19 protein-coding genes are annotated in these 23,208 nt (G+C 59.5%); 2 read left to right on the forward strand and 17 right to left on the reverse strand.

Features of this window, described 5'->3' with window-relative positions:
• Window positions 1–8: 8 nt before the first annotated feature.
• The 17 genes from DXD49_RS02710 to DXD49_RS02800 all read right to left on the reverse strand — a co-directional run bounded on the left by DXD49_RS02710 (window position 9) and on the right by DXD49_RS02800 (window position 21,870).
• Entirely contained in the window at window positions 9–1,193 is a 1,185-nt protein-coding gene (locus tag DXD49_RS02710; RefSeq protein WP_233541730.1) for a PTS transporter subunit EIIC, read from the reverse strand.
• A gap of 57 nt (window positions 1,194–1,250) precedes the next feature.
• Window positions 1,251–2,174 carry an N-acetylmuramic acid 6-phosphate etherase gene (murQ, locus tag DXD49_RS02715; protein ID WP_117794219.1) on the reverse strand — a complete coding sequence of 308 codons (924 nt, stop codon included), beginning with the start codon at window positions 2,172–2,174 and terminating at the stop codon, window positions 1,251–1,253.
• 10 nt (window positions 2,175–2,184) lie between these two features.
• Window positions 2,185–3,036, reverse strand: a complete 852-nt coding sequence (locus tag DXD49_RS02720) for a MurR/RpiR family transcriptional regulator (RefSeq protein WP_117794155.1) — start codon at window positions 3,034–3,036, stop codon at window positions 2,185–2,187.
• A gap of 245 nt (window positions 3,037–3,281) precedes the next feature.
• On the reverse strand, window positions 3,282–3,887 hold the full coding sequence (locus DXD49_RS02725) for a recombinase family protein (protein ID WP_117734384.1): 606 nt from the start codon (window positions 3,885–3,887) through the stop codon (window positions 3,282–3,284).
• 177 nt (window positions 3,888–4,064) lie between these two features.
• Window positions 4,065–6,200, reverse strand: a complete 2,136-nt coding sequence (locus DXD49_RS02730; protein ID WP_117794156.1) for a ribonuclease R family protein — start codon at window positions 6,198–6,200, stop codon at window positions 4,065–4,067.
• A 192-nt stretch (window positions 6,201–6,392) separates the two neighbouring features.
• Entirely contained in the window at window positions 6,393–7,313 is a 921-nt protein-coding gene (gene ftsX / locus DXD49_RS02735) for a permease-like cell division protein FtsX (protein WP_117734382.1), read from the reverse strand.
• Complete coding sequence (ftsE, locus tag DXD49_RS02740) at window positions 7,300–8,520, reverse strand: cell division ATP-binding protein FtsE (protein ID WP_117734381.1); 1,221 nt, start codon at window positions 8,518–8,520, stop codon at window positions 7,300–7,302. Before ftsE ends, ftsX begins: the two co-directional genes overlap by 14 nt.
• A gap of 450 nt (window positions 8,521–8,970) precedes the next feature.
• Window positions 8,971–9,912, reverse strand: coding sequence for a transketolase family protein (locus tag DXD49_RS02745; RefSeq protein ID WP_117763190.1), 942 nt, complete (start codon window positions 9,910–9,912; stop codon window positions 8,971–8,973).
• Window position 9,913: 1 nt separating this feature from the next.
• A complete protein-coding gene (locus tag DXD49_RS02750; protein WP_117734379.1) occupies window positions 9,914–10,744 on the reverse strand; it encodes a transketolase in 831 nt (276 codons plus the stop codon).
• 207 nt (window positions 10,745–10,951) lie between these two features.
• Complete coding sequence (locus DXD49_RS02755) at window positions 10,952–11,842, reverse strand: YitT family protein (RefSeq protein ID WP_117743527.1); 891 nt, start codon at window positions 11,840–11,842, stop codon at window positions 10,952–10,954.
• Between the two features lie 141 nt (window positions 11,843–11,983).
• On the reverse strand, window positions 11,984–13,132 hold the full coding sequence (gene prfB, locus DXD49_RS02760) for a peptide chain release factor 2 (RefSeq protein ID WP_117743528.1): 1,149 nt from the start codon (window positions 13,130–13,132) through the stop codon (window positions 11,984–11,986).
• A complete protein-coding gene (secA, locus tag DXD49_RS02765) occupies window positions 13,132–15,939 on the reverse strand; it encodes a preprotein translocase subunit SecA (protein ID WP_117794157.1) in 2,808 nt (935 codons plus the stop codon). Before secA ends, prfB begins: the two co-directional genes overlap by 1 nt.
• Window positions 15,940–16,281: 342 nt before the next feature.
• Window positions 16,282–16,707: a 50S ribosomal protein L31 gene (gene rpmE, locus DXD49_RS02770; protein ID WP_006235303.1), complete on the reverse strand. Its 426-nt coding sequence runs from the start codon at window positions 16,705–16,707 to the stop codon at window positions 16,282–16,284.
• A 674-nt stretch (window positions 16,708–17,381) separates the two neighbouring features.
• A complete protein-coding gene (locus DXD49_RS02780; protein WP_117734375.1) occupies window positions 17,382–17,807 on the reverse strand; it encodes a hypothetical protein in 426 nt (141 codons plus the stop codon).
• Between the two features lies 1 nt (window position 17,808).
• Window positions 17,809–18,468: a hypothetical protein gene (locus tag DXD49_RS02785; RefSeq protein WP_117734374.1), complete on the reverse strand. Its 660-nt coding sequence runs from the start codon at window positions 18,466–18,468 to the stop codon at window positions 17,809–17,811.
• A gap of 433 nt (window positions 18,469–18,901) precedes the next feature.
• Entirely contained in the window at window positions 18,902–19,642 is a 741-nt protein-coding gene (locus tag DXD49_RS02795) for an ATP-binding cassette domain-containing protein (protein WP_158553158.1), read from the reverse strand.
• A gap of 5 nt (window positions 19,643–19,647) precedes the next feature.
• Complete coding sequence (locus tag DXD49_RS02800; protein ID WP_117743532.1) at window positions 19,648–21,870, reverse strand: hypothetical protein; 2,223 nt, start codon at window positions 21,868–21,870, stop codon at window positions 19,648–19,650.
• A gap of 552 nt (window positions 21,871–22,422) precedes the next feature.
• Between DXD49_RS02800 and DXD49_RS09585 the strand changes: the two genes are divergently transcribed.
• Window positions 22,423–22,935, forward strand: a complete 513-nt coding sequence (locus DXD49_RS09585) for a DUF2975 domain-containing protein (protein WP_118405657.1) — start codon at window positions 22,423–22,425, stop codon at window positions 22,933–22,935.
• Between the two features lie 9 nt (window positions 22,936–22,944).
• Window positions 22,945–23,196: a helix-turn-helix transcriptional regulator gene (locus DXD49_RS02820; RefSeq protein ID WP_006235292.1), complete on the forward strand. Its 252-nt coding sequence runs from the start codon at window positions 22,945–22,947 to the stop codon at window positions 23,194–23,196.
• Window positions 23,197–23,208: the final 12 nt, after the last annotated feature.

Here is a 23,208-nt window from a genome sequence, read left to right on the forward strand (position 1 = left end):
TGCCTAGGCTAGCCCCTTGTCACACAAACTACCGAAGCCTCCAGAATTCCAACGGGAATGGACTCGGCGACGTACTTCTTGAGTTTGGCGTTCTTGGTCTTAAAGTACAGCGCCAGACCGGCACCGACCTGGCCGCCGCCAGTCATCATAAGGATGGGCAGCAGGTAATTGATACCCTTGGTAGCGCCGTCGGGATCGTTGAGCATAGCGTGGATCGGCGTGAGCGCCTGATGCAGGCCGACGGACACCAGCGGCAAGAAACCCGCCGACAGGATATAGCCGCCCAGGACGCCCAGCTTCTCGAAGATAAAGGTCAAAACGCTAAAGATGGCAGTCGTCAGCCATGCGCCAACCGGCTGGATGACGAGCATCAGAGCAAAGGCGCCGATGATGAGCACCAGCAACGGGGACAGGAACGTGTCGAGTGCGTTGGGCATAACCTTGCGAATCTGACGCTCCATCCAGGCAAAAAATGCACCAGCGATGAGAGCCGCGATCATGCCGCCCGCTGCGGGGTTGTACTGCGCATTGGTAAGCGGCAGCAGAATGGCAGTGGCAGGATCAGCCGCGCCAGGCGCAAGCAGGGGCATGGCACTGTTGGCGATACACATCATGCCGGCGATGCCGCCCAGCGCAGCGGAGCCACCAAACTCACGTGCCGCGTTATAGCCCACCAAGATGGGCAGATAGGCAAACAGGGCCCAGCCCATGGAACGAATGCCCTGGTACCACCACTCGCCTGCAAGCGCGCCTGCCGTCGAGACGTTAATGACGTTGCAGATACCGTTGATGAGGCCAGCCGCAATGATGCCGGGAAGCAGGGCGACGAAGACATTGGAAATCTTCTTGAGGAAGGCCTGAACCGGCTTGGACTCGTACTTGGCCTTCTGCGCGGCCTTGTTTGTGGCCGCAGCGTCAACCACGCTCTCGTCAGCAACGCCTTTCGCAAGGCCGGTGAGCTTGGAGAACTCCTCGAGCACCTTATTCACCTTGCCCGGACCCAGCACGATCTGCATCGTGTCGTCCTCGACCAGGCCCATCACGCCGTCGAGTGCCTTAATACCCTCCGTGTCGACGTTGCCCGTGTCTTTGACGGTCACGCGCAGGCGCGTCATGCACGCCGCGTTTGCGAGCACGTTGTCTTTACCGCCCAAAAGGTCCAGCAGCTTTTGAGCCAGCTCTTTGTTCGTCATAACTCCTCCTTGTATTGGGTATCTCATCTGGATGTCATATCAGCTCACGCCGCGCACCTATTGGGCATCGGCATTGCTCTTCTCATGGCCACTCACCGCAGCACGGACATGGCCGCGCGCCCGCTCAAGAGCTACCGCAGCCTGCTCGGCATCGCAGTCCAGCAGTACCGAGACAATAGCGGTTTTTACGTGGCCGTCGGCATCTACAAGCGCCTGAACAGCGCGCTCGCGCGTGCAGCCGGTCGCCTCCATCACGATGTTCTGTCCGCGCACCACCAACTTCTCGTTCGTCTGCTGCACGTCGACCATCAGGTTTTGGTATACCTTGCCGATCTTGACCATGGCACCGGTCGAAATCATGTTGAGGATGAGCTTTTGAACCGTTCCCGCCTTGAGCCTCGTTGAGCCGGTCAGCACCTCGGGACCAGGCACGGGCTCAATGGCAAGATCTGCGCTCTCCCCGATCTTCGACCCTTGGTTGCAGGCAATTGCAATGGTCTTGCACCCAATTGCCTTGGCGTACACAAGGCCGCCCACCACATAAGGAGTACGGCCGCTTGCTGCCAGGCCAACGACACAATCCTTGTCCGAGAGTCCACGCTCTCGCAGGTCGTTCGCGCCAAGCTCCTCGCTGTCTTCGGCACCTTCGACAGCCTTGATAAACGCCGTCTCGCCTCCGGCAATGAGCCCGACAATCAGATCGGGTGACACGCCAAACGTGGGCGGACACTCCGAAGCGTCGAGTACGCCCAGACGACCGCTGGTGCCTGCGCCCATGTAAAAGACGCGCCCGCCGCGCTCGAGTGCCTCAGCAGCCCAGTCGATTGCTGTGGCAACCTGGGGCAGCACTTTTGTGACCGACTGGACGGCACGAAGATCCTCATCGTTCATCGTCGTGACGATTTGCAGCGATGTCATCGTATCGAGGTCCATAGACCTTTGATTACGCTGTTCGGTCGTGAATTTTGTTAAATCGAGCATTTCATTCACCTCATCTTTCCTGTTTCTCGATGTAGTTTTGCTTAATGGCATGCGTCGCCCGTTCGTAGTCGCTGGCAACGTAAGCAGCGTACAGGGCATCGACAACCATAAGCTGGGCCATACGCGAAGCCATGGCACCGCTGCGGACCAAGGGCTCACTCGCAGCGACGCCGAGCACGGCATCGGCCATGGTGGCAAGCTTGGATGATCCATCTACTTTGGTCACGGCCACAACGGGACAGTTGTGGCGTTGGGCCTCGGCGGTGCAGTCCAGCACCTCTTGCGTCAAGCCCGAGTAGCTAAAGGCGATTGCCATATCGCCCTCATGCATGTTCTTGGCACACAAGAGCTGATCATGCCAGTCGTCGTACAGATGGCACTCCTTGTCGACACGCATGAGCTTTTGCGCCAGATCGTGCGCGACCAAACGAGAGGCACCGATACCGAACAGATTGACCGCACGTGCCCGCTTAAGATAGGCCGCACATCGCTCCAAGACGGTGTAATCGAGCGTTCGCGCCGTCGCTTCGATCGTGCGCACGTTGCTTTTCATCACCTTCCCCACGATACGTTCGACGCTGTCATCCATGGAGATGTCCTCGAGGGCAACGTCTTTCTTGTCACCCAAGAGCGCCAGCTCGGCAATCAGTTCGCGCTGGAACTCCTTGTAGCCCGCAAAACCCAAGCGCTTGCAAAAGCGCAAAATGCTCGAGGGCGAGGAGAACGTGACATCGGCAAGACCGCGGACGGACAGCCCGACCACCTCGTGCGGATGAGCGCTTACATATGCGATGACATTGCGTTCCGCCGGGCTCGCGCTGAGCTCACGCTCGCGAAGCCGCAAAAGCAATCCGTTTGCCATCTCAAACACCTCCGTTGAGAAGAATTAAAGACCAACGAACGATTCGTACCGGATACAAACAGCTTTTACGGTACATTGTGCCGCATCGTGGCGCACAAAGGGCGAGCGTTCTACCGCTCGCCCCTCAAATCCGACCGCTCGGAAATACGCGCGACACAAAATAATTCAACAAGGTCGCATTATCGGTAACAGGGCTGTTACCGATACCGCCTCGCGTGGGCGCCAATCGGACGTGCCGCAAACCCCTACCCCGACTCGCGCATCCAGCGATCGAACGTCCCCACGCACACGCCCAGGCGCTTTGCCGCCTGGCTGCGGGTAATATCGCCTGCCTCATAGCTATCGCGCACCAGCTCAAACTGAGGAGGGCACGGCTTGCGAGGTCGACCGAAACGGACCCCTCGCGCCCGCGCCGCTGCAATTCCCTCCGCCTGGCGCCGATGGATATTCTCGCGCTCCACCTGCGCCACGTAGCTCAGCAGTTGCAGCACTATATCGGCAATCAGGGTGTTGGTCACATCCGGCGCGCCGCTGGCCCTGGCGCGCGTGTCAAGCAATGGCATGTCCAACACCACAATGGCAACTCCGAGCTCCTTGGTAATGCGTCGCCATTCCTCAAGAATCTCGGAGTAATTACGACCAAGTCGGTCGATAGAAAGCACCACCAGCACGTCCCCGTCTCCCAGGACGTGCAGCAGCTCGCGATAACGCGGTCGATCGAAGTCCTTGCCGCTCGCATGGTCGGCATAAATATTCGCCGAGCCCACGCCATAGGCGCCCAGCGCATCCAGCTGCCGATTAAGATTCTGATCGCGCGAACTCACCCGCGCATAACCGTACACCGTCGCCATCTCATCCCCGCTTTCTTGTAAACCTGCCAAAAAGGGACAGGTTTATTTTGGTAGGTTTTACCTCTCAAATAGCAGGTAAGCGGGCGGCCGAGCAGACGGCAAGGTAGCCACGATTCAAATGCGGAGGGCGGCCCCGAAAGACCGCCCTCCGCTCTCCCGCCACGAGTCGGGATTTAGCTAATGGATAAGCTTAAAGTCCAAGTGCCCGCGCGTGGTATTGACGCGCGAGACCTCGATGATCACACGCTGCCCCAGCTCGTAACGGGTGCCCGTGTCGGCACCTGTGAGCGTGAGCGCGTCCTCGTCGAACTCGAACCACTCGTTGCCCAGGCTCTTGATCGAAACCAAGCCTTCGACCTGCGTCAGGTCCAAGCGTACAAAGAGGCCCATGCTGCTAACCCACGAGACCGTTCCGGCATAGCGCTCGCCCAGGCGATCCTCGTAGTACTGGGCAATCTTGATCTTTTGCGTCGCGTGGCTGGCGGCGTCGGCCGCGCGCTCGGCATCGCTGCACGCACGGCAAATTTGCGGCAGAATGCGCGGAAGCGACTCCCGGCCTTTTCCGATTAGCCTGGGCGTACGCACTAAGGCGTCTTTTCCACCCAGCTGTTCGTATGCCAACTGCAGTTTGAGCACGCGGTGCACCACCAGATCGGGGTAGCGACGGATGGGACTCGTAAAGTGACAGTAGCACGGCGCGGCGAGCGCAAAGTGGCCCTCGTTACGCGGTTTGTACAGCGCGCGCTGCATGCTGCGCAGAAGCAGCGTGTTGACGAGCGGTGCGTTGGCCGTACCGGCGGCAGCATCAACTGCAGCCTGTAGCTCATCGGGACTCCCCAGGGCAATACCGGCAGCACGGCGATCGTCGATGATGCCGAGCTGCGCCAGCGCAACGGCGGCACCGTGCAGGCTATCGGGGCTCGGATCCTCATGCACGCGATAGCAGGCCTCGATATCACGGTCTGCCAGCCACTCTGCAACGCACTCGTTGGCGAGCAGCATGGCTTCCTCGATAAGCGACGTAGCACACGAACGCTCACGCGCGACAATCTGCACGGGTACTCCGTCCTCATCCAATAGAGCGCGGATCTCGGCCGTGTCAAAATCGACTGAGCCGCGGGCGCGACGAATGCGACGGCGAAGTTCGGCGAGTTCGTTGGCGGCGACAAGGAAATCGCCGAGGTCGACGTTGTAGCCGCGGGCGGCCTCCTCGCACGCAAGACCGCGCTCAAGCGCTTCCTCGCGCGAGGTCTCAACAGCCGCAACATCCTCGGCCGCACCCTCCAGCACCGAATGCTCAACCGCGCCGGCACGCACCAGCAGCGCCTCGGCGCCGTCATAATCCATACGCACACGCGAGCGAATCACGCTGGGGTACGGATCGTAATGGCGAACGCGGCCCTGCGCATCGAGCTCAATGTCAACGGTAAACGCCAGACGGTCCTCGTCAGGGCGAAGCGAGCACAGGTCACAGGACAGGCGTTCGGGCAGCATGGGAAGCACGCGATCGGCCAGATACACCGATGTCGTACGATGGCGAGCCTCAAGATCGATATGCCCGTTCCAAGCCACATAGTGAGAAACGTCAGCGATATGCACACCCAGTTTGTAGCCGCCCCCGGGTGTGCGCTCCAGCGAAATGGCATCGTCAAAGTCACGCGCGTCGACCGGGTCGATCGTGATGACAAAGCGGTCGCGCAGGTCGCGGCGAAGCGGATCTTTAAGCGCCGCGGTCACATCGAGCGAAAGTCCCTCGGCCTCGTCCAGCGCGGCCTCGGGATAGCTATCGGTATAGCCGTAACGCGCCATCACATATTGAACGCCCAAATCGGGCGCGTCATCTCCGCCAATGCGGCGCTCGATCGTCACGGTGCCCGATTCCAGGCGCGTCGGGTAGGTCAAAATGCGCGCGACAACGGCATCACCCGGGTGGACGCCCAAACAATCCGCCGAGGTATCCTCGGGCAGAATGAAGAAGTCGGCCTTCAGACGCGAATCGAGCGGCTCGATCACACCAAGCGGACCGGCGGTCTGGTACGTGCCCACCACGCTTATGGCTGCGCGCTCAACCACGCCTTCGATCACGGCGCGCCGTTCACCGTGTGGGCTGTTCTTAATGCTCACGGCAACGGTATCTCCATCCATGATCTCGCGCTTACCGCGACCCATGACCTTGTAGTCGCCGTTTTCGGTTACAACGTAGGCGCTATGCTCATGGAGCTGCACGCGTCCGGTCAGGCTCGGACGGCGTCCGCTGCGCACCGGCCCGCGCTTATTGCGAGCTCCACGCTTATGCTTATTATTGCGCCCCATGGCGCCTCCTAACTATCGATGGTCGTTTACACCCCAAGAGTCTACCCAAATGGTCCTTAGGGGGCGGAGGAAAACGGATCACATAGATAGACCAGCGCCACGATGATCCGCAATCCTGCCGTTCCCTAGGGATCAAAAAACGGGCCGCCCCATAAGAGACGACCCGTTGGAAGGGGTGAATTCCAGGCATGCCTACACGCGCAGGTAGCGGCGCATGGCGATGGCAGAACCAAAGAGACCGATAATCACGCCGACCAGAATCAGCGCAGCATAGGTCACCAGGTAGTACTGCATCGGCAGGGCAAACGACATCCAGCCGATGCTCTCCTGCAGACGCGGAATCATCAGATTACGCAGCAGCTCCAGAACGCCGATGGAAAGCAGCGAGCCCAAAATGGCCTGCAGTACGCCCTCGGTGATAAACGGGCCACGAATGAAGCCGTTGCTGGCGCCGACCAGACGCATAATCGCAATCTCACGACGACGCGCCGTGATGGACAGGCGAATCGTGTTGTTGATGAAGATGAATGCGATAAAGGTCAGAAGGCCAACGAGCACCACGGCGGCGATGCGGATGTAGTTGGTCACCTGGAACAGGCGGCTCACTTCCTCCTGGCCGTACAGCACGCTCGCGTTGACGTCGCCGTCATCCGCGATCTTCTGGAAATCGGCATTCTTCTTGAGCTTCTTGGCCGTGCTTTCGACCTGAGACGGATCGTCCATCTCAATCGCGAACGAGGCCGGAAGCGGGTTCTGGCCGTCGAGCGCACTCATGGTGGCATCGGCGTTGCCCGACATCTTGCTCGTATACTCGGCCAGCGCGTCGTCCTTATCCTTATAGGTCACGGACTTGACGTTACTCCACGTCTTGAGCTCGGCCTCAAAGGCCTGGACGTCCGCCTGGTCGGCATCATCGCTGATGAATGCGTTGATAACAACCTGATCCTCGACGGTGCCGATCACGGAGTTCAGCATCGCGGAGCCCATAATGAACAGACCGATGATAAACAGCGAAAGGAAAATCGTGATGACGGCGCCGAGCGAGGTAGTCCAGTTACGGAAGAAGTGGCTGATTGCCTCTTTGAAGGAGTAACCCACGTTAGTTGGTGCCATAGTTGCCGTAACCTCCCCTCTCCTGGTCGCGGATAACGTGGCCGCCCTCGAGGGCGATCACGCGACGGTGCATGCTATCGACCATCTCGCGGTCGTGCGTGGCGACGATCACGGTGGTGCCGGTGCGGTTAATACGCTCGAGCAGCTTCATGATGCCCAGCGAGATCGCCGGGTCGAGGTTGCCCGTCGGCTCGTCGCAGATCAGCAGCGGCGGACGGTTGACCATAGCGCGGGCGACTGCAACGCGCTGCTGCTCGCCACCGGAAAGCTGGTCGGGCAGCGAGTCCATCTGATCGGCCAGACCGACCAGGCGCAGCACCTCGGGCACCTGGCTGCGAATGACGCCCTTGGGCTTGCCGATGCACTGCAGGGCAAACGCCACGTTTTCGTAGGCGGTCTTTTGCGGCAGAAGCTTAAAGTCCTGGAACACGGCGCCAATCTGGCGGCGCAGGAACGGAACCTTGCGGTTCTTGATCTTCATGAGGTCCTGACCGGCAACCAGGATGCGGCCACTCGTCGGCTTGACGTCGCGGTTGAGCGTCGATAGCAGCGTGGTCTTACCCGAGCCGGAGTGACCGACCAGGAAGACGAACTCGCCCGGATAGATCTCGATGTTGATATCGTCGAGCGCGGGCTTGTTGGGCTGTGCCGGATAGATCTTGGTGACATGCTCCATAAGGATGACGGGCTCGACACCGGCCTGCTTGGCCATCTTCTTGCGGCTGGCCTGCGGATCGATGGGCGCAAACACCGACGTAAAATCGGGATTGTTGAGCGCGTTATCGAGGCTTGCGACCTCGGCTGCCTGATCGCTCTTGACCACCGGGGCAGCAGGCTGCGTGGGGTCGGGAATAGCGGCAAAGAGGCCGGACTGCGCAGGCTGAGGAACCGGCGTCGCAGGGGCCATGGGGTCGGGAATGCCGGCCATGGTAGGCTGCGGCGTGGCGGCGCCAGCCTGAGGCTGCTCCACGCGAGCGGTCACGGCCTGAACGGGCTCAAAACCCGCCGTGCCGGAAAGCGCGACATCGCTGGTGGGATTGTAGGCAAAGGGATCGGATGCCGGCTGTGCCTGATCTGCCGGCTGAGCGGGGGCCTGAGCAACAGGCTGGCCCTCTGAATCCGGAGTGGCGAAACGACTGCCCTGGACGCCTGTCTGCGTCTTGGGGGCATCATCGCCCGCACCGGAGGTACGGAAGTGGTTACCCACTGGTGCTCCTTATCGTCGTGCGTTTAAACTACATGAGCGCTTTGTATTTTAGCAGCATTAGCTTTGCTGCACATAAGAAGCATGGCGGGGTTTGGTCTCACCGGCCGCGCGTAGGGTTACCTCCCAAATCGTCCTCGGACATGTCGGAGCCCCCGCTGCGCACTACGTGCGGCGGGGCTCCTCCGTCCTGCGGAAAGATTTGGGAGGTAACCCTACGCGCGGCCTGCGGCTACTAAGGGGCCGCCGCGTTTATCTTACGGTGCTGCATATACAAAGTTGGAAGGGTCTGAATTGCACTTTGCTGGTCTGGGCCCGTTTCCCGGAGAAAGCCCTTGCTTGGTGCGGGCCTAATTTGTTTGTTGCCGACAAAAAACAGGGGCGTCCTCTTTGAGGACGCCCCTGCTATGGATTGCATACGGTTGCTGAAGCGATACTTTGCCTCGCCTTGCCTTATGCCAAGAACTCCTTGGTGGTCGCCACGATGTTGGCGGCGTCCAGGCCGTACTTGTGCAGGAGCTCTGCACCCGGGCCGGACTCGCCAAAGGTGTCGTTAACGCCAATCTTCTTGAGCGGCGTCGGGCACTGCTCGCACAGGACATCGGCAACGGCGCTGCCCAGACCACCGATCACGGAGTGCTCCTCGACGGTCACGACGTGGCCGGTCTTGGTGGCGCTCTTGACGATCAGGTCGGCGTCGATGGGCTTGATGGTGTGCATGTTGATGACCTCGGCGTCGATACCCTCGGCAGCAAGCTGCTCGGCGGCCTCGAGGGCCTCGCCGACCATCAGACCACAGGCAATGATGGTAACGTCGGCGCCCTCGCGCATAACGATGCCCTTGCCCAACTCGAACTTATAGTTCTCGGGGTCGTTGATAACCGGCGAGGCCAGACGGGCAAAGCGCATGTACACAGGGCCGTCGCACTCGTAGGCGGCGCGCGTCACGGCGCGGGCCTCGACGTCGTCGGCGGGAACGATAACGGTCATGCCAGGGATAACGCGCATGAGGGCGATATCCTCGCAGCACTGGTGCGTGGCGCCGTCCTCGCCCACCGAGATACCGGCATGCGTGGCGCCAATCTTAACGTTGAGATGCGGATAGCCGATGGAGTTGCGGACCTGCTCAAAGGCGCGGCCGGCGGCGAACATGGCAAAGGTGCTCGCAAAGGCAACGCGGCCGGTGGTCGCGATACCGGCGGCAACACCCATCAGGTTGCTCTCGGCGATACCCACATCGAAGAAACGATCGGGGCAGGCGGCCTTAAACTTGCCGGTCTGCGTGGCGGCGGCCAGGTCGGCGTCGAGGACCACAAAGTCGTCGTGCTCGTTGGCGAGCTCGACGAGGGCCTCGCCGTAGCTTACGCGCGTGGCGATTTTCTTGACGTCTGCCATCCTAGAGCTCCTCTCCGGCGGCCGTGAGCTCTGCCATGGCCTGCTCAAACTGTTCATCGTTGGGGGCCTTGCCGTGCCAACCCACCTGGTTCTCCATAAAGGAAACGCCCTTGCCCTTCATGGTCTCGGCGATAATGGCGGTCGGCTGGCCCTTGGTGGCGCGGGCCTCGGCAAAGGCGGCGCGGATCTGATCGAAATCGTTGCCGTCGGCAAGCTCCACCACGTGGAACTTAAAGGCGCGGAACTTGTCTGCCAGCGGCATGGGGTCGTTGACCTCCTCGACGGGACCATCGATTTGCAGGCCGTTGTGGTCAACGATCACGCAAAGGTTATCGAGCTGCTGGTTGCCGGCAAACATGGCGGCCTCCCAGACCTGGCCTTCCTCGCTCTCGCCATCACCCAGCAGGGCGTAGGTGCGATAGTCATCGCCCCAGTGCTTGGCGGCAACCGCCATGCCCACGGCGGCGGAGATGCCCTGGCCCAGCGAGCCGGTGGACATATCGACGCCCGGGGTGTCGTTCATGTTGGGGTGGCCCTGCAGGTGGCTACCGATATGGCGCAGCGTCTCGAGATCCTCCTTGGGGAAGAACCCACGCTCGGCGAGCACGGCGTACAGACCCGGAGCACAGTGGCCCTTGGAGAGCACAAAGCGATCGCGGTCGGCCTTGTGGGGATCAGCCGGGTCGACGTTCATTTCCTCAAAGTACAGATAGGTCATGATGTCGGCAGCGCCGAGCGAACCGCCCGGATGGCCGGACTTGGCAGCGTGCACGCCGGTGACGATGCCCTTCCTAACCTCGTTGGCAACCTTTTTGAGCTCTTCGTCGCTCATTGTGCCTTCCTTTCATCCTCATTAGACAAAATGCGCACGGCACAGAAGGTAATCCCAACACAGCCGCAATGCACGTACGTCATTCATTATGCTGGAAACTGATGGCTTTACCAGACTTTTTATCATTATTTGAGCAATTTAGCAGGCAGACCCACTGATGAAACGGTTTATCAATGTGAACGTCTTTTGGATGGGGCGCAGCCTGCCCTACGCGTTAATGTCCTTGAATCCCTCGCCAAAGGTTTCCGTAACATCGGCAACCGTCACAATGGCGTGAGGATCGCGCTCGCGCACGATCGTCTTCAGGGTGTTGAGCTCTCGACGGCTCACGATGACCATAATCACCGGCTTCTCGGCGCCCGAATACATACCGGTCGCCTTTAACTTGGTGCAGCCGCGGCCCAGGCCATACATGATGTCGGCCGCGATATCGGGGAAGTTGTCCGAGATGATGAGCACCATACGACGCTTGTTGCCGCCATCGACCACAGCATCGATCACGTAGCCGCTGATCACCATCGAAAGACCTGCATACAGCGCGTTTTCGACCGAAAAGACCGGGGCCGACAGCGCGCACACGGCAACATCGATCGCCATGACGGTGGAGCCCACCGGTAGCGACGTATTGCGCGAGATGATCTGGCCGATCGTGTCGGAGCCGCCGGTGTTGGCACCGGCGCGCAGCACCATGCCGTAGCCGATGCCCGTGATAATGCCGCCCCACATAGCGGGCAGCATCAGATCGGCATGTGCCAACGGCGCCACAAACGGAGCGAACAGGTCGGTGAAAAAGCCCAGCAGCACAAAGCCCGTCGCGGTCTGCACCACATAGAACATGCCGCCCTCGCGCATAACGACCAGCAGCAGCAAGGCATTCATCACGATGGTCTGGATACCGACGGGAAGCGATATGCCATGCGAGGCGCCGACCGCCTGGATAATGGTGGCAAGGCCCGTAACGCCACCGGCAGCAAGGCCGTTGGGAATCAAAAACAGGTCGGTCGCAATAGCGGCCAGAGCGCACCCCAACATAATCTGGGGCAGATCGCGAAAGAAGTTCATCGAAAGAATGCGCTTGATGTCCAGACGATATGCCATGCTGCCTCCCTCAAAAAAGCGCACCCAAACGGATGCGCTTTGAGCTTCTTCTTGTATTCGATTTTACCGATTCGCCGACCAAATACCACCCCCGCTCAGGGTCCGTATTGGCCACATCTGCCCAAAGCCAACCCTATGGGTTTAGACAGACGGGGCCTCCGCATCGGCGTTGCCGGTTGCCCAGCGATGGTAGCCGATCACAAACGGATCCAGATCGCCATCGTCGAGAACGGCCTCGACGTTGCTGGTCTCCACACCCGAGCGCAGGTCCTTGACCATCTGATACGGGTAGAGCACGTAGCTGCGAATCTGGTTACCAAAACCGATCGTGGTCTTGGGTCCACGAATCTCGTCGAGCGCCTCGGCGCGCTTCTCGAGCTCGATCTCGTACAGACGGGCCTTGAGAATCTGCATGCACGCGGCCTTGTTTTGAATCTGGCTGCGCTCGTTTTGGCAAGTGACAACGATGCCGCTGGGAAAATGCGTCACGCGTACGGCGGAGTCGGTGGTGTTGACGCCCTGTCCGCCCGGGCCGCTCGCGTGATACACGTCCACGCGGATATCGTCGGGACTGATCTCGATGTCGATATCGTCAGGCAGCACGGGGATGACCTCGACGCCGGCAAACGTGGTCTGGCGGCGCTTCTTGTCGTCGGTGGGGCTAATGCGCACCAGACGGTGGACGCCGGCCTCGGCGCGCAGCATGCCAAACGCGTCCTTGCCCTCGACAGTAAAGGTCGCACGGTCGATGCCGATGACCTCGGCTGCGGGGCAGTCGTTAATGGTGACCTTCCAGCCGCGACGCTGGCAGTACTTCATGTACATCTTGAAGAGCATGAAGGTCCAGTCCTGCGCCTCCAGGCCGCCCTGTCCGGGTTTGATGGTCACAATCGCGTCGCCGTGATCGAACTCACCGGTAAACCAGCTCGAAAGCTCGAGCTCGTCGATAGCGCGGGCCAGGCGTTCTGCCGTAGCGGCAGCCTCCTCGCGCAATGCGGCGGCATCGGGGTCGTCGCCCATCTCCTCGGCAAGCTCCAGCGCCGCGCGGGCGTCAGATAGCTCGCCGCGCGCGGTATCCACGGCAGCGATATCTTCCTTGGCGCGAGCGATCTCCTCCATGGTGGCGCGAGCGGCGTCGGCGTCATCCCAAAAGCCGGGGGCCACGCTTTTGGTCTCGAGCTCGGTCACGCGCGTGCGCTTCTCGTCCAAATGAAGATACGACTCGACCTCGCCGAGCCGGTCCGCAAACGCGTCCAGCTCGGCGGGCGTTACCTCTAAAGCCTCGGCCATTAACGATTCCTGCCGTGGCAGTACTTGAACTTCTTGCCGCTGCCGCAGGGGCACAGGTCGTTGCGGCCCACGTTGACATAAGGGTCATCGCTCTCGGACTTGCGGTAGGTGGTCACCTTGCCACCGTTGTTGACGGCAGCCGGGCCTCCCTGGACGACCGTACGGGCTTGCACCTGTGCCTGCTTGCGCAGCACCGAGTTGCCGTTGTCGCCATCGACATCGGCGGGGCCGGAGAAGTGTGCACCCTCGAGCGCAGGGTCCTCCTTGTGCTCCACGGCGTGCGGGGCGGCCTTGATCTCGATGCGCAGGACGGTGCGCAGGTAATCCTCGTACATGGTGTCGACGAGCATCTGGAAGGCACCATAAGCCTCGGTCTTGTACTCGACCAGCGGGTCGCGCTGACCAAAGCCGCGCAGTCCGATACCGGTCTTGAGGTAGTCCATCTCCTGCAGGTAGTTCATCCAGCGGGTATCGATGACGCGCAGCATGACCTGGGTGTTGAGCTCGCGCATGAGGTCCTCACCCAGGCGCTCGGCCTTCATGTTGTAGCACTTCTCGACGTAGGCCAGGACATCGGCAGCCAGGGCCTCAAAGTCCTCGTCGGGGAACTTGGGCGTATCGATATGCCCGGTGAGCTCCACGACCCACTTGCGCAGGCCCTCGAGATCGCGCTCGCCATCGTGGCTGTCCTTGGTGCAGAACTCCTGCACGCAGCGGTACACGGTGTCGTGCATGACCTCGGTGATGTGGTCGGTCAGATCCTTGCCGTCCAGAATCTTGTTGCGCTCGGCGTAGATGACCTGGCGCTGCTTGTTCATGACGTCATCGTACTCGAGGACGCTCTTGCGCATGGAGAAGTTGATGCTCTCGACCTTGTGCTGGGCGCTCTCGACGGCCTTGGAGATGATCTTGTGCTGGATGGGCATGTCGTCGCCCATGTCGGCCGTGACCATCATCTTGGAGACGCGGTCCATCTTGTCGCCACCGAACAGGCGCATGAGGTCGTCCTCGAGCGACAGGTAGAACTGGGTCTCGCCCGGATCGCCCTGACGGCCGGAGCGGCCGCGCAGCTGGTTGTCGATACGACGGGACTCGTGGCGCTCGGTGCCGATAACGGTCAGGCCACCGGCGGCAAGCACGCGCTCACGCTCGGCCTTGCAGGTCTCCTTGGCCTCGGCGTTAAACTGCTCGAGCTGCTCGGGCGTTACGTCCTCCATGGTCAGGCCCTCGTACTCAAGGCGCTCGCGCACCAACTCGTCGGGGTTGCCGCCCAGCAGGATGTCGGTACCACGACCGGCCATGTTAGTAGCGATGGTCACGGCGCCGTAGCGTCCGGCCTGCGCAACGATATGGGCCTCGCGCTCGTGGTGCTTAGCGTTGAGGACCTCGTGCGCGATGCCGCGCTTGGTAAGGGCGGCTGACAGCTTCTCGGAGCTCTCGATGGAGACGGTACCCACCAGGACCGGCTGGCCCTTAGCGTGGCGCTGCTCAACGTCGTCGGCAACGGCGTTGTACTTAGCCTGAATGGTGCGGTAGACCAGGTCCTCGTGGTCCACGCGCTGCACGGGTCTGTTGGAAGGAATGACCTCAACGGGCAGCTTGTAGATCTCGCGGAACTCGGCGTCCTCGGTGAGTGCCGTACCGGTCATACCGGAGAGCTTGTCATACAGGCGGAAGTAGTTCTGCAGGGTGATGGTCGCCAGCGTCTGGTTCTCCTCGCGCACGAGCACGCCCTCTTTGGCCTCGATGGCCTGGTGCAGGCCCTCGGAGTAACGGCGGCCTTCCATAATGCGGCCGGTGAACTCGTCGACGATCTTGACCTCGCCGTTGGTGACCACGTACTGCTTATCGCGGTGGAACATGTACTGGGCCTTCAGCGCCTGCTGCAGGTGGTTGACCAGCTGGCCCGAGAGATCGGCGTAGATGTCCTCGATGCCTAGGCGGCGCTCGATTTTCTTAAGGCCACGCTCGGTGGCGGCAATGGTGTGCTTGGCCTCGTCCATGACATAGTCGCCCGTGGGCTCGACGTCCTCGGTGGCGGTGAGCATGTCGTGCGACACGTCCTCGCCGCGCTCAAGGCCACGCACGGCACGCGCGAAGTCCTTGTAGGTACTGGCGGACTTGGTACCAGCGCCCGAGATGATCAGCGGGGTGCGGGCCTCATCGATCAGGATGGAGTCAACCTCGTCGACGATGGCGTAGTTGTGGCCGCGTTGCACGCGCTGCTCGGGACGGGTAACCATGTTGTCACGCAGGTAATCAAAGCCGAACTCGGAGTTGGTGCCGTAGGTGATGTCGGCCTGATAGGCCGGGCGCTTGAGCTCGAGCGGCATGTTGTTCTGGAGCAGACCGACGGTCATGCCCAGGTACTTATAGATGCGGCCCATCCACTCGGAGTCGCGCTTGGCAAGGTAATCATTGACAGTAACGACGTGCACGCCCTTGCCGGCAATAGCGTTGAGATAGCCAGCCAACGTGGAGACGAGGGTCTTACCTTCGCCGGTCTTCATCTCGGCGATGTGGCCCTCGTGCAGTGCCATGGCGCCAATAAGCTGCACGTCAAAGTGGCGCATACCCATGGTGCGCTTGGAAGCCTCACGCACGGTGGCAAAGGCCTCGGGGAGCATGTCGTCGAGCGACTCGCCGTTGGCGTAGCGCTCACGGAACTTATCGGTCTGGGCGCGGAGCTCCTCCTCGGTCATCTTCTCAAACTGTGGCTCAAGACCGTTGATCTTGTCGACGATCTTGTAGTAGCGCTTGAGGTCCTTATCGGATCCAAAGGACAGCAGCTTTGACATGAATCCCATGTGGTTTTCCTTTTTGGCCATCGCCCGTGGCATAAAACCTTGGACGAGTTAAACACAGATATTTGTACTTTAGCCAAACAAGGCGCCGCCTATGCGGTCGACACGCTCGACCACGTAATAACTACGACAGCCTGCCAAAAAGGGACTGGTTTATTTTGGCGGCTTTTATCTGGGAAACCGCTGCCTCTCTCTGCCATTTGGTGCAAGCTAGCCCGTCCCCTTCGCACCAACCTGGCGCAATGGGGACGGGCTAGCTTGCACCAATAAAAAGAAAAGGGCCGCGCACCCAAACGGATGCGCGGCCCTTATGCCATGAATGCGAGTGTTTCCGCGGCGAGCTACTTACTCAGCAGCCTCGGTGGTCTCGGCCTCGGCAGCGGCCTCCTCGACGGGAGCCTCTGCGGGAGCCTCGGCGGCCTGCTTGGCAGCCTCCTCGGCAAACTTAGCGGCACGCTTAGCCTTCTCGGCAGCCTTAGCCTCAGCGGCGGCCTTGCGAGCGGCCTCGGCCTCAGCAGCCTTGGCGGCCTTGGCAGCCTTGGCCTCCTCGGCCTTCTTGAGCTGAGCGGCAGCGGCGCCACCGAACTTGTCGGCGAAGCGCTGGACGCGTCCACCGGTGTCGACGAACTTCTGCTGGCCGGTGTAGAACGGGTGGCACTCGTTGCAAAGCTCGACCTTCATCTCGGACACGGTAGCGTGCGTCTTGAAGGTGTTGCCGCAGGAGCACGTCACCGTGCACTCGACATACTGGGGATGGATACCCTGCTTCATGGTAGGACTCCTTATTGGTCAGGCGCTGGTTACCGATCAGCGCATAAGGCGTCTTGGTTTCCGACCAAGACAACAAACTCGGCTATGGTACCACGGCGCCGCGTGTCCCACAAAAGGTTCACGGTCTTTTCGGCACAACGCGAGGAAAAATGACCCACGGATTACCGACAAATGGTCCCATGAATTACCTTCAAAACGACCCACGCACTGGTAGAACGTTGCAAATTTCAACGTTCTGGAATCGTGGGTGCTGACGGTTTGCCATTGCGAGAGGCATGGCGGCTCGACCATCAGGATAATCTCGGCGAGAAAATCGACGAGGACAGAGGGACGGCAGTATTGGAGCTATCGAAACGAATGGCAAGGACGAGATTATGGAGATGCCCGCCGAGGTCGACTTCTCCGACAGCGTTCCGAACCCCTACATCGGGAAGGTGCGCCGCCGCGTCACTATGAACATCGACGGCTAGAACATCGACTACTTCAAGGCGGAGTCCGCCCGTACAGTGGTGCCGTATCAAGTCATCATCAGCATGTACCTGGCCGAGTGCCGCGGGCGGAGGAAGCGTCTGACGTTCGCGAACTGCAGTGGTGAGCATTCCCGCTTGGGCAGTAAAAGGAAGAGGGGGCTGGCAAGGCCAGTCCCCTCTTCTCTCATGACACTCGATTTGCATTTACGGCACGACGAAAGCCGGGCCGCTGGTTACCTTGTCAAATTCGAGCACCGACGTTCCGGTGTTCAAATAAAGGCTTCCTTGGTTTCCGTCTGCGGAGGCGTAAGCCAGGTGGACAAATCCGTAATCATCTCCTGATTGGTCGGCCAACATGAAGATGTTCGGATCGCCGGTTGTCTCAAATGAACCGTCGGTCACATTTCCATTGCTGTCGACGATTTGCCACCTGTTTTCGTCTTCCCCAAGGAAGGAGAGCTGGGTTAAGCCGGTCTCGTGGTCTCGGTACACTCCGTCTAGGCGGAACCCTTCGGAAATGCCATGTTTCAAGGTGTTCGCATCTTTTATGGATACGGCAGAGACTGCGATTGCGGCTATCGCGACCAATAACGCCAGCGCAATGGGTATTTTGGCGGAGCCGGTCTTCATGTCAGCCTACTTTGCGCTTGCCGAGAGCCATGCTGTAGAACGTGTTGGTGGCCATCTTTGCGTAGACCCTGCGTACCCCGTTCGTCGTCTCATAGACGACGTAGGGTTGAATCTTGTGGGTCACGTTCGCCGTCGCCTTGTAGAAGCCCGATCCGGAAATGTTGACCGCGTACCCCGTCACGCTGAGGGAGCGATTTGCCTTCGGGATGGAAACGCTCACGCTGCCAACTCCTCCGGGAAGGGATACCGACACACCGACCGATCCGCCGCCGGAAGGTGATACGAAGATAGAGCCACCTCCCGATATCTGCACGCCGCCCGCCGGCTGTCCGGCGACGTCATGCCATCCAGTGCTCTTGTTTACCACGCTGCCGTATACCGTGTCGTAGGTCGGACGTCCCCCGGCTCGTGCGTCGCCATCGTACCCGGCGAGGGCTTGCTCGATGATTTGCGCAGCTTCTTCCTCCGCGCGTTCGCGGAGCATCGCGTCAAACTGGTTTTCAGTGAGGTCGGGGCGAACGAAGTAGTCGATTCGATTCTGATCAAGTGTTTGAAATTCCGCCGCTAACACCCCTTTTGGCATCAGTAGGGAGATTCCTCCAACCGCCGCTGCGGCGATAGCGGCTCGCCTGGTGATCCCGGTTTCGACGATTTTCTTCATTGTGTCCTCCTAACGGACGTCTTGGATAGAAAACATCTCCTTTCTCAAAATTGCCCCTGATAACGTGATGATTCCTCGCTCGTTCATATTGCCGTTGGCTTGGGTTGCGCGCGTATTGAATGCGTCGACAAAGCTCTGCATGCCCTGCTTCATAAAGAAGGGGCCGAAGATGGGTGAATTGAACGCGATGGGGACGGAGAAGGCTGCGGCAAGAACGAGCGTAGAGATCCATACGGCCCTGTCTCTTAGGATTAGTTTGAGAAGAAGTCGACAGTACATTTAGAAGCACCTACATTTCTCAAAGCATCGTTAGTTTAATTAATGACAGACCGAATGAAGATACGTGCGACGGGGGCGAGGCAAATGGCTGAGCGGTATTGATACGCGGGTTCAACGGTATCATATTGACCACATAGATTTTTAACTTGCATTTCTACCCGCCCTTTTCGTAGAGTCGCCGATACGTGCTTAGCGCACCCTCGGCGCGTCCGGCAGGCTTTGCGAAATGGGATCCACGAGACTTCGGCGCAGTATCATCTTGCGGGATGCTTCTAATGAGCCTCCCATCCTTCAAAAACAGAATCTCATCGCACTGCCTATCGACCGAATCCAAGATGTGGGATGACATGATGATGCACGTACCAGAATCGGCCAGCTTCCTGAGGATCTCTGAATGCAAGTCCACCCTGCTGGGGTCGAGCGCGTTCATGGGCTCATCTAATAGAAGGTACCGCGCACCCGTCGCATACGCAATCGCCAGGGTAAGCTGCTGCTTCATGCCCTGGCTCAGAGTACGGATCCTCATCTTCGCGAACTCGCCTATCTGCGTTTGTTCCACTATCACTTCGATATCGCGAGCATGTGGCCACATATCGCAAACCATCTTGAGGTGATCTTCCGCACGCAATCCGGGATACAGCAGCGTCCCCTCACCAGGTGCGTAGAAGATCATAGAACGGACCTCTCTTGTACCCGTGCCCTGCGCCTCATCCAGAACGATGCTCCCGTCCACGCGAGGACCCGGCAAACCTGCCATCGCCCGCAGCAACGTCGTCTTTCCATGCCCGTTCGGAGCGACGAGACCGTAGACCGTACCCGGGGCAAACTCAGCGTCCACCGAATCTACGAGTACCTTCTTTCCATAAGAGATCGTCAGCGTTTGAAGGCCAATCATCGAGATCATCCCCTTTCGATCTTTGGAACACTCAGGCGCACCATCAACGGAGATACGGCGCCCAAGACCACCAGCAGAGCGACCGATGCGCCGACGACCTCTCCAAAAGGCATCGCGTTCGTCCCTCGCCCAAGGAACCCAATCGTCCCCACCTGGGAAGCGGGATCAAACGAGGCGAATGGAGCCAGCAGCGCGACGCCCATGCCCGCGCTTTCAACATGAGCGCTCAACGAACCCAACACCAAGAGAACCGCGCAAACCACTCCGGTGACAACGGGGTTGCGGCTAATCGCTGCTGTCAACGCAGCGACGACGGAAATCACGCCGTATGCCATGACCAGCAACGGAATGCTGCACAACACCGCCTCCCCCACCATGGACGTTGTCGAAGCTCCCGCCCGAATGAGAGCGACGGGATACTCCGATCCACCCGCACCGTTCTTAATCAAGGACACAACCGCAGCGGGAACCATCGACACCAAAAGCAGCGCCAAGCCAAGCAGGAGAGACAGCGCAACAGCCGTCAGAAAACGCACATGCGCTGTTGCGGGGACTTGGAAAACCAGAAGGGAACGGCACCGCAGGTAGGTGCACGCAAGCGATGTGACAACCACGGGCAACAGCCAAAACAAGGAAGGAAGCGCTGCCTGGAGATAGGAAAGGAGGATTAATGGGGGCATCTTCGTACTTAACTCGTAAACCTTGGGGTCCGGCAAGCTCGCGATCGACTCGAGCAGAAGGGCGCGCGCCTCCGCACGAGAAGGAGTCTCCGGCTCGATTCCGATCGATTGCAGGAGGGTCGCATCTGCCGCGCCCAGCTCGCCTCGAGCGCGCTCGTACGTCGCAAGGCTTCGAAACCCCTCCGCAGGCGTGGGCGCGTACACGAAACCCGAAAGAGCATCTCGCATGCCTTCCAGGGCCGCTTTGCCCTCGACGTCCATATTCGCAACGTCCTGCTCTAGATACCGATCTATTGAACGGAGCTCCCCATCCCTATACCGAACAGCGGAAACGTCACCAGCGTCAGGAAACACCTCGACCAGAGCCGGGGCCAGCATCGCCGTCGACATTGCAATCGCGCATACGGCGAGGGCAGGAGAATGCAGGAGCAGCTTCCCCATCGTTCTTACGTATGCAACGGCGGAGGTACAAGCGCTCGAACGGGCTGTCGTTCTCGATGCGGTGAAGGAACCTCTCTCAAGACAAATCGGGGACATCGGGCGCGCGCAGCCGCTCTTTCCAGCAACGCAAAGCAGGCTAATTGCCAGCACCTCGATCCCGATTGCGCATACGAGGGTAATCGCGCCACGCTCGAAGCAAAGTCCAGGCAGATTCACTATCTGCGTTGTCGGGTACGGGCTATAGGCGCCGACGGTCAACTCAGTGTTCGCATACGTAAGGGGATTCAACAGGGCGAACTCACGTAAAGCGATGGATCTTCCGTAATACCCGGGAACCATCGTCGCCCCCATCAGGGCACATACGAACACGATTCCAAGCGTAGGGTTATTGGCAATCTTCACGGCAAGGTGAACGACGAGCGAGATGAACGCCGCCACCAAGAATTGCAAGATGGCCGTCTGTGCGAACACCAGCCAAGCCGGTTTGATAACCGGAGTCGCATATTGAACGTAGCCTATCGGATAGAACAGCGAGCCCGGGCCATTCTTCACAAGTGCGGCGATTATCCCTGGAAGATTGACGGCGAAGACGGCAAGCATCGCAAAAACACTCGCCCATACGCTCGATGCAACAAGCCTGCCCAGCTCACCCATCGGTGCCTGGATGATGAGTTTTTCACGTTTGTTAAGACGCGCGGCAAGGAACGAGACGGCAACGGCCGTTGCGGCCCATAGCAAGTACTCCTTCGATCCGTCATAAAAGGAGTACGCTCCATCCGATACCTGCAGAAACGGAAGCAGAGGAGAGAGCGGCGCCAAGACAAGACGCCCCGCGGCAAGAGGGTACAGAAGCGCGGGCATGCTTGATGAAGAGGTATAGACGCCCTCCTCCCCCGCATTCACAAGCGCATCCGCATAGGATGCTGACAATTCCTGCTCAACACGGGTTATTCCCGACTCGAGGTATTCAACCCGTCCGTCGATGCCAGCCGCGCTCCTGAAGACGGGCAGAGCACAAAGAACCATCAACGCAACAACGGCAACACAGAGCGACCTGGAGGAGAGGAGCGACCTAAAGATTGCCTTCGAGATTTTGAGCATATTCATCGCCAACCTTAACCTCATCCAGTCGGAACAGAGGGGCCGAACAAAATGCTCGGCCCCTCCTCGCATCTAGTAGGTGCTATAGACAAATTGCCATTTATCAGTTGTGCCAAGAACACCACAGGAACACATTGCAGCGAGGCGGGATTCCCTATGATGCGCGGATCGGCGATAGCCATTTCGGTAGGAGATCGTCTTGTAAGAGATGTTGAACATCGAGATGCTGTGCCCGCTCACGCCGCGAGGACAGCTGTAGCTCCAGTAGGTATCGACGACGTCGTCCGTATACCCGAGGGGCTCAACGAGGGCACACTGGCTGCTCTCCTGGGAAGGAGGCATCGGGGTATCCGCAAAAGCGGGGGCTCCCGGCAGCAACAGACAAAGAGCGAGGCCGAGGAAAACCAAGAGCTTACACGACTTAACAGTACTGAACATAATCCTCTCCAATCTAGAGGGGTTTCGGTTGCAGCATGCTGTGATTACTTGCCGGCAAAATCAATTTAACATAAACTGTTAAAAAGTAACCTGAGGTTTTTAAATTCTTCGGAGGTTATTATGAGTTACGACAATCGCACTCCCCGGCTTCATTCCTTCCGCATCGCATGTGCGATAGCCTCTGCGGCCCTTTGCGTCACCGCCATCGCACAAGTGGCGTTCTCCTTAAAGCCAGCAATCGAAGTGCTCGACAACCCTGTAATTGCAGACTCCCCCGCGTATCCAGCCCTTGCGATCTCGACATTGGCCCCTGCCGTCATCGGTATCGCCACGACCATCCTCAGCGCCGTTCTCGTGTGGACGATCAAGAGCGGAGACCCCTTCAAGAAAGGGTCTGCGACATGCTTGAAGGTGCTCGGCATTCTCTTCGTTGTTCAAGCTGCCACCAGCTTCTACGCCGGCTCACTCGAAACCTCCGTTTCGATGTTTGGCGGCGAGGGGGCCGTCGGCGCCCAAGAGATCGCTTCATCATTCGACTGGACCTCTCTGGTTCTCGGCATCGTCTTGCTCATGCTTTCCCAGCTCTTCTTGTACGCCCGAGAGCTGTACCTCGACTCCGACGAGATTGCGTAAGGAAACGCCATGCCCGTAATTGTTCGCCTCGACAAGATCATGGCCGAGCGAAAGATTTCCTCGAACGAACTTGCCGAAAGGATTGGAACCACGCCCGTGAACCTGTCCCGTATAAAAAAAGGGCATATTCGCGGCATTCGCTTCAACACACTCGAGCAGCTATGCCTCGCCCTTCGTTGCCAACCCGGAGACCTTCTCGAAGTCATGAGCGAAGAGGATGCCCGAAAGGAGTTCGGACTCGATTGGTCCGCCGAGGATTAGGGGGCGGTCGTA

Source organism: Collinsella sp. TM05-38 (genome assembly GCF_003466445.1).
Classification (GTDB): domain Bacteria; phylum Actinomycetota; class Coriobacteriia; order Coriobacteriales; family Coriobacteriaceae; genus Collinsella.

Bases quoted from the DNA above. Each gene is read 5' to 3' on its own strand.
- DXD49_RS02750 (WP_117734379.1), bottom strand. From the start codon at position 10,744: ATGAGCGACGAAGAGCTCAAAAAGGTTGCCAACGAGGTTAGGAAGGGC.
- DXD49_RS02795 (WP_158553158.1), bottom strand. From the start codon at position 19,642: ATGATTGGCCTTCAAACGCTGACGATCTCTTATGGAAAGAAGGTACTC.
- DXD49_RS09585 (WP_118405657.1), top strand. From the start codon at position 22,423: ATGAGTTACGACAATCGCACTCCCCGGCTTCATTCCTTCCGCATCGCA.
- DXD49_RS02755 (WP_117743527.1), bottom strand. From the start codon at position 11,842: ATGGCATATCGTCTGGACATCAAGCGCATTCTTTCGATGAACTTCTTT.
- murQ (WP_117794219.1), bottom strand. From the start codon at position 2,174: ATGCTCGATTTAACAAAATTCACGACCGAACAGCGTAATCAAAGGTCT.
- rpmE (WP_006235303.1), bottom strand. From the start codon at position 16,707: ATGAAGCAGGGTATCCATCCCCAGTATGTCGAGTGCACGGTGACGTGC.
- prfB (WP_117743528.1), bottom strand. From the start codon at position 13,132: ATGGCCGAGGCTTTAGAGGTAACGCCCGCCGAGCTGGACGCGTTTGCG.
- DXD49_RS02820 (WP_006235292.1), top strand. From the start codon at position 22,945: ATGCCCGTAATTGTTCGCCTCGACAAGATCATGGCCGAGCGAAAGATT.
- DXD49_RS02800 (WP_117743532.1), bottom strand. From the start codon at position 21,870: ATGAATATGCTCAAAATCTCGAAGGCAATCTTTAGGTCGCTCCTCTCC.
- ftsX (WP_117734382.1), bottom strand. From the start codon at position 7,313: ATGGCACCAACTAACGTGGGTTACTCCTTCAAAGAGGCAATCAGCCAC.
- DXD49_RS02730 (WP_117794156.1), bottom strand. From the start codon at position 6,200: ATGGGGCGCAATAATAAGCATAAGCGTGGAGCTCGCAATAAGCGCGGG.
- DXD49_RS02785 (WP_117734374.1), bottom strand. From the start codon at position 18,468: ATGAAGAAAATCGTCGAAACCGGGATCACCAGGCGAGCCGCTATCGCC.
- DXD49_RS02720 (WP_117794155.1), bottom strand. From the start codon at position 3,036: ATGGCAAACGGATTGCTTTTGCGGCTTCGCGAGCGTGAGCTCAGCGCG.
- DXD49_RS02745 (WP_117763190.1), bottom strand. From the start codon at position 9,912: ATGGCAGACGTCAAGAAAATCGCCACGCGCGTAAGCTACGGCGAGGCC.
- DXD49_RS02710 (WP_233541730.1), bottom strand. From the start codon at position 1,193: ATGACGAACAAAGAGCTGGCTCAAAAGCTGCTGGACCTTTTGGGCGGT.
- DXD49_RS02780 (WP_117734375.1), bottom strand. From the start codon at position 17,807: ATGAAGACCGGCTCCGCCAAAATACCCATTGCGCTGGCGTTATTGGTC.
- DXD49_RS02725 (WP_117734384.1), bottom strand. From the start codon at position 3,887: ATGGCGACGGTGTACGGTTATGCGCGGGTGAGTTCGCGCGATCAGAAT.
- secA (WP_117794157.1), bottom strand. From the start codon at position 15,939: ATGGGATTCATGTCAAAGCTGCTGTCCTTTGGATCCGATAAGGACCTC.